We start from the raw sequence: 12,342 nt of genomic DNA on the forward strand, positions 1-12,342 counted from the left end.
CAAATACCGCTTACTGAAACCCATCTATTTAAAATAGCGTTCCAGGATTAGACTTTAGACATCCGGCTATGTTCCCAGGAAAGGTGTTTAAGACTAGAGGGTAGCGTCGGCTACCCTCTAGTCTTAAACACCTTTCTTTTAAAGCTCTTCCTAAAATCTACACGGAAGGGCTCTCATCGTTACACCAGTCGCGGTACTATTTCGCTCAACTGAATACCAGGTCAACTAAACTTTTCACGAAGGCAGCTATCATTGGTGAACCGACTACCAACAGATCTATTATTTTCTTTGCCGTTCCAGCTGGTTCAAAGGTCTTTCCAATCTTGGCAGCATCGCCAGGACCAGCAGCGGCGGCCTGCGCAACCACCTCCGCATTAGCTTCTGCTAATTGCAATTGAACGGGGATGTAAAACAACAGTAATAAAAACGTATGCAGAATCCCATAAAAGCAAACTATATCAAGCCGAAAATAATCATAACCGATAGATGAATTATATGCTTTTACAAACGAAAGCGTATTCAGAGCAGCATAAAACTGACCCGTTGTTATCACGGCGAACGTAAGTATCAATGCGGCCAACACAAAATACACCTTAAAATCTTTGTTAACAGATAATAAGTCAGAAAGATATGTTGGTGCACTTTTAGCTGCAAGCAATGCCCTGGTATCACTATATGTAAAAAGCATGCCGGCTAAGCATAACGCTGCAGTAAAATAGCCCAATGAATTAATGATAGTAAAAACAGTGTGAAGATTGCGCATGAATAGTTCGTTACGTACAATATTGTCTTCATCGCTGGGCGCATTCAAAAATAAAAAATAAAATGAAACACATACAGCTATCACGATTACAGCATAAATAGCCTTCCACTTGATGGATAGCCGGTACTCTCCGCTATTCTTCCTGAAGATTATTGACAGTAAGTACGGAATTAATAAGCAATACAGTGTTGCCTGGATGACTAATGAAATTATCCAATAACCAAAGAGCGGATATTTTACCATAAAACGATCGGAATCATACGGAATCGCTGTAAGCGTAATCTTTTTACGGATTTCCTTTACCTGCAGTGTGGAATCACAGAAAACGACAGTCACAGGTTGTTGATACTGGCTTATCTCATGTCCATTCATCCTTTTAAGCAACCTTAAATCCAAAGAGTCGATACGCAGACTTTTACCGGAAAACTGCAGCAGCTCGGTGTCGTTCATCACTGCCACTCTTCCCCTGATCCTGAGTAGTGCGTCCCGTTGTTTACCGAGCAGGCTGTCTTTTAATGCCTTCAAACGTGTATCTGTCTGTGGCAATAATTGTAATTTTTGCCTTTCCTGCACCAATGACAAGACGGCGGCGGAGTCCTGCAGTGAGCTATCTATAACATTATTTAGTACCTGCCTGGGATTCCAGTTTATCTCGTGGAACTGTAGTTGTTCATTTTCACCGTTCAGAATAAGCTTAAATGCGCCCATAAATGCTATCAATCCAAGAATGACTACAAGGAGCGGCTGCAATTTTTTTCCAATTGTGTCGGGGGACGGGGTAGTACCGTTGGTGGCGGCAGGTGGATTGCCGATTACAACAGTCGAAGCATTGTTTGAGTTATCCATAGTGTATTGAGATTTTGGTTTATAAAATAAAGTAACAGGGGTAGCTTAATTTTCTGGCAAAGTAATTTTCAGATCTGGTTTGGCTCTAGCGATACCAGCACCCAGGGGCCAGATTGCTGTTGATTTGATATGACAGGTAAGGTGCGTATAGCATTCAGATATTTCAAGTTCGTGCAGGATCATTTGACTTGCCATAAGGTATAGTCTTTTTTGGGGTATAATTATTATACAGTATAGGTATTATGAGCAATGCTGCGCTCTCTTTTCAAAATGCCTCCAGTCAATAAAAGTATTTTACCCAATTTAGTTTTTTTTTAGAAATCCCCCAAAAGGATCGGTCAAATACGGTCGTTCTGCTTCCGATTTCGCACATAACTTAAATAATATTATATTTTATATATTTTTCCCTTAAATTAGGGGGGAGAGTTATATGGAGTCAATATCTGATTAGCCACATACCATCAGCCAACCATCTGTAGTAAGGCAAATTTCGTAAAGAAAAATTGTGAAAAATAATGTCGGGACAAAGGCTTCGCAATAATATTCATTTCTTCTTCGTATTTCTATTAACCACTTGCTACAATTTACAATTGCTTCATGCCCAGGAAAGAACTTTCCGGCACCTGAACATGGACAACGGTTTAATTCAAAATACAATCCTTGCCATCACGCAGGATCAGCAGGGCTTTATGTGGCTTGGCGGGAGATACGGCCTGAACCGCTACGATGGCGCACACTTTAAAGTATACAAATCCGATTATAAAGATTCCACAACACTTTCATTTGATAATGTTATATCGCTGCTGGTAGACAGGCAACATATTTTATGGGTTGGTACGAGATCCGGATTAAATAAATATTTGCCGGAAAAGGACATCTTTAAGAGAATATTTCCCGAGCCCCCGGGGACAATCGGAAGCGACATCGAATGTATTTACGAGGACCATCATGGAATATTGTGGCTGGGCACTATTGCCGGTTTGTACCGGCAGACCCTAAAAAATAGTGAGTCCTTTTTACCGGTGGAGGCACGATTTCCGGATAATAAACAACCATCCCCGTTACGCAATGAAATAAAATCGATCTGCGAAGATGCCCAGGGAAAATTATGGATAGGGAGCATGGAGGGGTTAATATGCCTGGAACAGCAAAAAAACGTATTATCCGGAAAGGTTTTTCGAAAAGAAGACAACAAAGGCCTCCAAAGCAATATGATCACTACGGTTGTTCCTGACAGACGGGATCCATGGCACCTCTGGATCGGGACAAATGACCAGGGACTTTATTCCTACGATCAGTCAACCGGCCAATTTAAAAATATTCCAATCTGCCTTGCAGCCAGGTCCAGTCTTTCGGGCAATAACATCCGGAGTATTACGTGTGATAAAAGAGGAAAGTTATGGATCGGCACATTTGATGGGCTTTATATCTATGACACACAAACTAACCAGCTTTCTCATGTCCAAAATGATCCGGATCTCAAACAGGGGCTGAGTCAGAACTCCATCTTCAGCACCTTCGAGGACAAAGCAGGGTCGATCTGGATAGGAACTTATTACGGAGGAGTAAATATTGCAGATAACATCACCACACCATTCACAGTGCACCAGTACAATAAGTACCGGTCCAGTGTAAGCAACAATGTCATCAGCTCCTTTGCGGAGGATAGCCGACATAATTTCTGGATAGGGACAGATGGAGGTGGCATCAATTATTTCAACGCCGCTACCGGCCAGTTTACCAGCTACAAGAGCCAACCAGGAAAGATCAACTGTCTTTCATCCAACCTGGTTAAAACATTGATTTGTGATAGGGAAGGAAATCTTTGGATTGGCACACATGGTGGTGGATTAGATGTATTGACATCGGCGGGGAAGCAATTTAAAAAGTTCACTTTTGAAAATATCGATACTGCAGCCCTGACGTCGGAAGTGAAATCAATCCTGGAAGATAGCCAGGGACGATTTTGGGTGGGAACACAAATGGGGCTCCGCTTATTTCAGCGCCATGGAAGCGACCTGCAGCCATTTACGGAGAATATCGATATCACCCGTGTCAGGAATAGCTATTCTGCTCATTTTATTATTGAGGATTCCAGGAAAAATATATGGGTCGCTACTGCAAGGAAATTATATATATTAAAAAATGGATCGACTTCATTTACACCTTTTAATCTTACAAAGGACAGCGTTGCCAATACCACCGAAATCAACTGTATAAAGGAAGATCACCAGGGAACTATCTGGTTCGGCACCTATTCAATAGGTCTCATCGCCTACTCTCCTAAAAAAAACAGCATACAGTCCTTTACAAAGGAGAATGGCCTCCCGGACAACAACATTCTAAGTATCGAAGAAGATAATTCCGGCCAATTATGGATCAGTACCAATAATGCGCTTAGTAGCTTTCAGCCGGAGACTGGCATATGCCGTTCATATACTGTCGAAGACGGCTTGATGACCAGTGGATTCAATTACAATTCCAGTTTCAAAGCCGCAAATGGCCAGTTGCTTTTCGGTGGCTACAATGGTTTTACTATATTTTCGCCCAAAGAGATAGCGACCAATAATCAAAAAGCCCCCCTCCGGTTCACATCCCTTGATCTATTCAACAAGCCTGTAGCAATAGGCGGACCGGACAAAATCCTGGACCGGGTAATAACCTTTAAGAAAAAGCTGGATTTCAATTACGATCAAAACGCATTCACCATTCATTTTGCACTCCTCAACTTCATCAAGCCTGAAAAAAACAGGTATATGTACAAAATGGAGCCAATCGAGAAGGAATGGAACCATAGCAACACTACGTCTGCCACTTACACGGGTCTTCCTCCCGGCCATTACACTTTCTACGTAAAAGGGGCTAATAACGACGGAATGTGGGGCGAACCACAACAAATGCAAATACAGATATATCCTCCTTTCTGGAGCACCTGGTGGGCATATTGTCTCTACTTTATTTTATTGGCCTCCATTCTGTCCATTATCTTCCGGTATTTCCTGCTCAGGGAATTAGTAAAAAAAGAAAATGCCCTATACCATGCAAAACTGAATTTCTTTACCAATATTTCGCACGAGATCCGTACACACCTTGCCCTCATTATAGGACCGATAGAGAAAATGCAATTGCGGCAAAGGGATCGGGAAGACCTCAGGCAACTTCAATATGTAAAAAAGAATTCGGATAACTTGTTACAACTGGTAGGCGAATTAATGGACTTTAGAAAAGCAGAATCCGGTTATACGCCCCTGCATGTAGCAGAAACGAATATCGTATCATTTGCCAGGGATATTTATGCCACATTCGAAGATGTTGCCAGCTCCCGCAACATTCAAACTGCATTTAATGCTTCATCTGACAATATCCCCCTCCTGTTCGACGGTAAACAGATGACAAAGGTATTTGTGAATCTGCTGTCGAATGCGTTTAAATTTACACAGGATGGCGGTATGGTAACTATGCTCATTGAGGAACAAACAACTTTGGTAGAGATAAGTGTTACAGATAACGGCCGGGGAATTGCCCATAAAAATTTAGACCGGCTCTTTGAGAATTTTTTCCAGGAGAATGACTATGGTCAGTATAATACCGGCTACGGAATCGGGCTCGCACTTTCAAAAAGCATTATAGATTTGCATAATGGGCAAATATATGTAGAAAGCGAAATGGGCGTCAAAACATGCTTTACGGTTTCCCTGCTAAAGGGATGCATGCATCTTTCAGCAACGCCAGGTCCTTTGGAAGCACGGAGGAAAAACACGCACCACATCCCGCACCTACCAGCACAAACATTGGACCCCACTGAAAGCCATCCTGTGCAGGCACCCAATGGACCGGGTGAGAATAAGTATAACATATTAATAGTAGAGGACAACCACGATCTAAGATCCTTCCTGGTTCAAACTCTTCATCCTGGCTACAATATACTTGAAAGCGCAGACGGAATAGGCGGGTTCGCATCAGCTACAACTGAGATCCCCGACCTTATTATCAGCGACGTGATGATGCCGGGCATGGATGGGTTTACACTTTGCGGAAAACTAAAACTCGATGAACGAACCAGCCATATACCCATCATCCTGCTTACAGCCCAAAACACTACCCCCAGCCAAATCAATGGACTGCAAATGGGCGCTGATAGGTATATCACCAAACCATTCAGTATTCATATTTTGGAACTTCATATGTATAACCTACTTGTATCCAGGGAAAAAATACGCAAAAAATACAGCCAGCAACAACCTGCCAGGGATAATGCAACAATCAACTCCATTGACGACCTATTCTTACAGAAAGCAATCAGTTTTATAGAGGAAAATATGTCTGCGAGCAACTTTGGCGTACCATTGCTTGCCACACACATGCTGATGAGCCAACCCATCCTCTATAAAAAGATCAAGGCGATTACCGATATGTCTGTTAACGATTTCATGAAACAGGTCCGGCTTAAAAAAGCAGCCTCGCTTTTACGTGAAAAACGGTTTGCGGTGTACGAGGTGATGAACATGGTGGGCTACAACGACAGAAAACATTTCACCAGTGAATTCAAAAAAATGTTCGATGTCACTCCCGGAGATTACGCGAGACAATAAACCGGCAAGCGCATAATAACATTTACTACAGGGATTTCTTTTCCCCCAAATTAAGGCGTGCCCTCATGGCCGGCCTGTCCCCCCACCCACCCGGCAAAGATAACATTCAGTATCGTCCTGGCAGCATTCCTCTTAACACAATACCACAGGGCATTTCCGCTTGGGGGGAAATCCTAAATAATTGTGGGGGCAATTCTAAAAGGATGGGTACTGCGCGTTTACGCAACTGTCTAATATGCTACTTTTAGTTACGGATCAAATTGTCTGAATTATTAAAAAATTTTAAAAACAACAGATTTTCCCACTTTAAAAAAAATGTTACAACCCCTATGCATTACTATTTGAAATAAACGTCGTGCAATTGTTCCCCTGTAACCAAGTATTATCAAGAGGAGCCGTTGCTTTTGACATTTGAAAATAAAATGCGAGCAAAATGGTTGAAAGTAGAATTCTTCTTATTGAGAGCAATTATGAACTCCGGGCCTTTATCAAAATGCAGCTTGAACTGGAATATGAGTTGATCCAGGCATGTTCCGGTGCTGGTGGGGTGGACGCAGCCACCAAAGAAATACCTGATCTCATCATTGCAGATGTAGATTTACCTTCTGAGAATGGGCTGAACATTTGCCGGCGGCTTAAAAATGATAGTCGGACAAAGCATATCCCCATTATCGTTATTTCCGGGCAGTCAACGCTGACACAACAGCTCATGGGACTCAACAGCGGCGCCGACTTGTATCTCACCAAGCCATGTAATATCCGGATTCTACGCAGTTACATACATAACCTGTTACAAATGAAACACACCTGGAGTGAGCATTTCAAACACAAAAAACACATGAATGTACCGGAAGGGATGATTTGCAAAGAACAGGGGGCATTTCTTGGACAGCTGAAAGAAATAGTAGAAGCCAATATTGGCAATTCTGCATTTACTACCCAAAAACTGGCCAGGGAAATAGGAATAAGCAGATCTGTCCTTTATAAGCGGCTTAAGGAAACATCCAGTAGTTCTCCCGCAGAGCTTATTAAATTATTGCGACTCCAAAAAGCAGCGATCATGCTCTTGTGCCAGGATAAAAAGGTAGTGGAGGTTGCCTGGGAGGTAGGATTTAATGAATGGAAATATTTCAGTAAGGAATTTAAGAAACACTTCGGCCAATCGCCGGTAAAATTTACAGCGGAATTACGGGCAAGCATACAGGCCACTAATCATGGGCTAAATGCCGTTAATGCGATGAGTATTTCCTGAATTGGTTCAAAATGAGGAAGAGGCGGTTATCTAACCGCCTTTTTCATTTTAAGACTCAGGCATAATGAAAAACGTATTGATTCCACCAACGGATACCACCGCCACCTTGGCCATATTCATTCTGGAATTTACGCAATGCCACTAACACATTATTCTGCGCACTAATGCGTAGGCACCAGATGCCGGAAAGAAGCTGTCTTCATAACGGTATAATTGATGAATAATCTCCCTATCCCGATCCTGGGGAAACTGGTTACCATTTGATATTAATCTGCATTTACAGAAAGCCCAGGCCGGGTAGAAGACATGTTAAACAGATTTTGGTTGATCTCCCAGGAGGGAGTTTACATTGTTCAAAAAATATAATCCCAGTACTCAATGACTTCATTCAAAGATATACCCGCGAGAAAAAAAGAGGGTCTAAATTTGTGCTCAAATTGGGGTACTTTTGTCTACAGGTTTACAAGATTTGCGATGAGCTCAAAGGTATCTCTGACATTCAAACCATTTACATAATTTTCTTCCGTAAAACATCAAATCCCGCTAAGCCAGGCTTTCCGAACATTTCGTTGTAGTGGCGTCAAATCCTTATCAGGCATCATTTTCATTCTATAGGCTTCGGTAATAGTTTCCTTAACCGAAACTGGTGCCGTTAGTGTTTTCAACTCCTCCTCACCTGCATCATTCTTCCGTTTCACGACCATCGTCAGTACGTCGCCTTCCTTCCAGGCTTCACGCTGCCGATCAATTAGCTCGTAGAAATCACTCCCGGATGCAGGTTCTCCGTTTACGCTTACAATCTCATCCATCAGTTTATATCCCATTTTTCTCCCCATGTCGTCCAGGTTACTAACACCAACAATTGTCACTTTTTTCCCTGCCATAACTGCGATACCTGGTTGACCGATAGAATATACCTGCCTTTGCAAATTGGTGTGATAGTCCACACCCGCCATGGCAAAAAAATCAGTGTAAGGAATCCGCATACTACCTGCTACATACTTATTCAGAAAATCCTTTACTTCCGGGAAACTGAGCATAGCAATTTGATCGAAAAGGCTATCGTCCTCAAAGTAGGTATTGCGGCCATACCTGATGCCAAGATCATGTTTCAGTTGTCCTAAACCATAACGGCCGCCCGAAAGATGTAATAAGTAAATATCGAGGCAGGCACTGATCAGGGCCCCCTTTTCATAAACGTTGCCGTATTGATTTTTGTAGGTGGTGGCCACCTCCTTACTCATAACAGTAAATGGCAGCGTATCATTATATTTATTGTAAGATTCCGCTATTTTTTTTGTCAGTGCTTTAAAAAATTGTTTATAATCTGTGAGGCCGTATAATTCCTGCAGGTGATGCGCATCATATTCTGTAGTGCCTTCGTAGAGCCACAAATGCTTCGACAAAACAGGTACCTGATAGTTGAACTCCCTTATTTCTTTTGAGCTGATGGAAAGAGGAGTGATAATATGGAAGAACTCATGAGCCGAAATACTTACGATCATGCTTTTCATCTTAGATTCCGGCATACTGCCCAGCGCATAAAAGGAAGAGTAGTTATGCTCGAGAGCACCCTGCATTGGCGCCCGGTTTGCAAAATTATACAGGAAAGCATATTTCTTTATCGGCAGTTTCCCTCCAAGGTAGCTCTGCGTAGCGGTGAGTAACCGCTCCATTTCCGCCACCAGCGCAGGAGCATGCTTTTTACCATCTGTAGTATAGGAGGATACCAACACCGTTGTTCTTCCCAGGTTTACGCTGGCGGTATCAGGTTTACAGTACATAATAGGTGAATCGTATAAGTCGTGAACGCTTCCCACCGAAAACAAATCTGAGCTGTCACTGGTGTTAACAGCTTCCAGTGCTGATGATCCGTAGAATCCTGTTGGCTTAATAAATTCTACCTGAAACGCAAGATTCTCCATATTTTCAAAATAGCCGAAAAATCCTGGGGCATTAATTGAAAAATTTTCACCCGCCTCAATACTCGTTCCTCCCATTGGATAAATACCTAAATCCTTAGGCTGATGCCAGGTATCTTCCACCGTATAGGAGATACTATCAAGATTTAATGCTTTGCTGATTTTCCAGGAATTGGCACCCTCTTCATGCATTACAGGCAACTCCTTTCCTTTGCTGTCATACGCTTTCAGGTCGAAAACAAGGCGACCAAAGTTACTGAATTGATAGGTACCAGGAATGATGGCAGGCAAGCAAAAACTGACGTCCCTTTTATTCATTTTAGGCGTCCGCAATGTTACCAACACTGAATGCTTACCCGCTTTTGTAAGATCAACTTTGTACTGATAGGATTGCTGAGCGAGCGCTGAAACCACTATATTGATATAAATAAGCAGCAAATATATTTTCTTCATCAGTTATTTAGATTTTGTTTTACTTACAGGCTAACACCCAACCTCTGACAGATATACTTCTAATTATTAGATATCTGCTCGACAATATATCCTTTATTGCGCAACAGCTGTATCAGGCCATTTTTACCCGGAATATGTGCAAACCCAATAGCAACAAATACTGAACCTTGCTTCATTTTCGCCTCCAGGCGAGGCACCCACAAATTGTTACGCGCGTTGCGGGTAAACTTCAGCCAGGGATCGTCCGGTTTTGTTTCCCCCTCAATAATTCTGTAGAGCTGTGCAGCTTTCTGTTGTTTGTAGAGTTCATACATATTCTGAATAGAGTTCTCACTCACCGTTGTTGCTGGATTGGCATTCATCTTCCCCATTGCACGTAACAGCATCACAGCCTGGTCCCTATAGGGTACGCTGTCCAGGTATCCCATCTGCTCCTTATAGGAAGAGAACCCGCTGCAGGGTTTGTAAAACAACTTCGCCAGATACTGCAACTCTTCTTCCATGCTACTGGTCTTGTCGCCCTCACATACAAATGATTGCCTTGCACCGATCATACCAAGCAGCAGAACTGGTTTCATTTTTTTGGCCAGAGGCAGTATTAAGCCCCTCATAGGATGCGTTTCGAAGTAATTGTTGACGGTATCCGATTCTTGTGGCGACAATAAGCTATCCAATGTAATACCTCCAGTCATCATATTGTATTGCATGGACTGTTGCGCCAGCACATTGGGGTCTGCTTCATATACTTCAAAGATTGCCTCATCAGCAGATATGATTGTTTTTTTCAGTGTTGCGGGCAAGAGGGTATTCAAATCCGCTTTACAAACCAGGTGGGTGGTGCCAAACAGGTAGGAAGACTTTGTTAGCCCGTTGCCACTTATTCTCCAAAGTAAACTATTCTGCATGGAGTCTGTAGCCTGCTGCGCAACCGCAACAACCGAGCATAAAATCATTACGCAATTCAAAACGAAATAGCGACCGGTAATAAATCTCATATATAAATATTATGTATTATAACTATATACCTTCTAGCGTTCCTGAACTTTTAATATCTTCTTCATCGCACGTTTCTTTAATTCCCCCTTTGTAGCGGCAGCAAGCCTTACTGCATCGCAGGCATTAACAATGCCGCCTGTGATGCAAATCTCGGATAGCTTTACTTTCGCAGGCACTACACCGTTCTTTCTTTTGGCGCCGGGTATATTAACTGTCTCCTGCGGTTTTAGCACAGAATGTTCAATGATGTATTTTACCTGCCGCGCTGATAACCGCGGGAAATATTCTCTGATCAGCGCTGCAATGCCCGCAACCACTGGTGCTGCCATACTGGTGCCATCCATAAACATGTAGTTGCTCTTTTTAGGCACAGTAGCATAGATCCTGGTGCCGGGCGCAAATACATCGACGCTTTTCTTTCCATAGTTCGAAAAAGACGCTGTTCCAAATGGCACATCGCTGGCGCCCACAGTGATCCAGTTAGCTGCCTTGTAAGTAGTATCTTCGGAAACCGGAGAAGGATAGTTCTCAGCAACGTCCAGGTTTTTCATATCATTTCCGGCTGCGTGGATCAACAGCACATCGTGGGCTTCCGCGTATTTCACCGCTTCATCTACCCAATTTTTCCCCGGTGAAAAATCTTTCCCAAAACTCATATTAATCACCCTTGCTCCATTATCCACCGCATAGCGTATAGCCAGGGCGATATCTTTATCGCGCTCATCTCCATCTGGCACTGCCCTTATGGGCATAATACGCGCTTTATCTGCCACTCCATCTATTCCCAAACCATTATTACGCTCTGCCGCGATTATGCCAGCCACGTGCGTACCGTGGCTGGGTTTACCGGCAGCAACATTTGCATTCCCGTAGTTCCTGTCATTTATATCTTCCCAATTATCTCCTACTATCTCTTTACGCCGTTTGTTCACCCTGTCAACTGAATTATACATTTCCTGTGCTAAATTCACCGTGGAATCGGACTTCACATAAACGGGCTTACGATTGGCCAGGGCTACCTTTTCCCATATTGTATATTCCTTCTGATCTGCCGCCGACAGGGATGAGATATGTGTGCTATCAAAATGTTGCCATTTGGTGCTGTATTTTTGATATGCCCTTTCTCTTTCTGTAGATTCTGTAGTAATGTTTCCGCCCTCTTTATTTCCCAAAAAATTCCACCCAAAAACGTCGTCCACATAGCCATTCCTATCGTCATCCACCCCATTTCCGGCCACCTCACGGGAATTCTTCCATAGTACGTTTTTCAGATCTTCATGGCTGGTGTCCATGCCATTATCTATCACGGCCACTATTACGGGATGAACTTTATACTTATGATCACGGATGTAATCGTATGCTTGCTGCAAACTGATACCATAAACACCGTCGGTAGCTTTATCTTTTAGGTGCCAGCCTTTTAAGTCTGGTTTTCCTGTTGACTGCGCATTTACATACTGCATCGATACAATGCTCAATAATAGCATTGCTATACTCCTGATATTATCTTTCATAAAC

6 protein-coding genes are annotated in these 12,342 nt (G+C 42.8%); 2 read left to right on the forward strand and 4 right to left on the reverse strand.

Annotation, left to right across the window (positions count from 1 at the left end):
* Positions 1-205: 205 nt before the first annotated feature.
* The gene (locus HGH91_RS07185; RefSeq protein WP_168737739.1) at positions 206-1,609 is read right to left on the reverse strand and encodes a hypothetical protein; all 1,404 of its coding nucleotides are present in this window, start codon (positions 1,607-1,609) and stop codon (positions 206-208) included.
* 515 nt (positions 1,610-2,124) lie between these two features.
* Here HGH91_RS07185 and HGH91_RS07190 point away from each other — a divergent pair.
* A complete protein-coding gene (locus HGH91_RS07190) occupies positions 2,125-6,201 on the forward strand; it encodes a hybrid sensor histidine kinase/response regulator transcription factor (RefSeq protein ID WP_168737740.1) in 4,077 nt (1,358 codons plus the stop codon).
* Positions 6,202-6,634: 433 nt separating this feature from the next.
* Positions 6,635-7,453, forward strand: coding sequence for a helix-turn-helix domain-containing protein (locus tag HGH91_RS07195; RefSeq protein ID WP_168737741.1), 819 nt, complete (start codon positions 6,635-6,637; stop codon positions 7,451-7,453).
* Positions 7,454-7,986: 533 nt separating this feature from the next.
* Here HGH91_RS07195 and HGH91_RS07200 read toward each other — a convergent pair.
* Genes HGH91_RS07200 through HGH91_RS07210 form a run of 3 tightly spaced genes read right to left on the reverse strand, consistent with a single transcriptional unit; the run spans position 7,987 to position 12,338 of the window.
* Entirely contained in the window at positions 7,987-9,828 is a 1,842-nt protein-coding gene (locus HGH91_RS07200; RefSeq protein ID WP_168737742.1) for a peptidase M61, read from the reverse strand.
* A gap of 59 nt (positions 9,829-9,887) precedes the next feature.
* On the reverse strand, positions 9,888-10,823 hold the full coding sequence (locus HGH91_RS07205) for a TraB/GumN family protein (protein WP_168737743.1): 936 nt from the start codon (positions 10,821-10,823) through the stop codon (positions 9,888-9,890).
* Positions 10,824-10,856: 33 nt separating this feature from the next.
* The gene (locus tag HGH91_RS07210) at positions 10,857-12,338 is read right to left on the reverse strand and encodes a S8 family peptidase (protein ID WP_168737744.1); all 1,482 of its coding nucleotides are present in this window, start codon (positions 12,336-12,338) and stop codon (positions 10,857-10,859) included.
* Positions 12,339-12,342: the final 4 nt, after the last annotated feature.

The organism is Chitinophaga eiseniae (genome assembly GCF_012641265.1).
Lineage (GTDB): Bacteria > Bacteroidota > Bacteroidia > Chitinophagales > Chitinophagaceae > Chitinophaga > Chitinophaga eiseniae_A.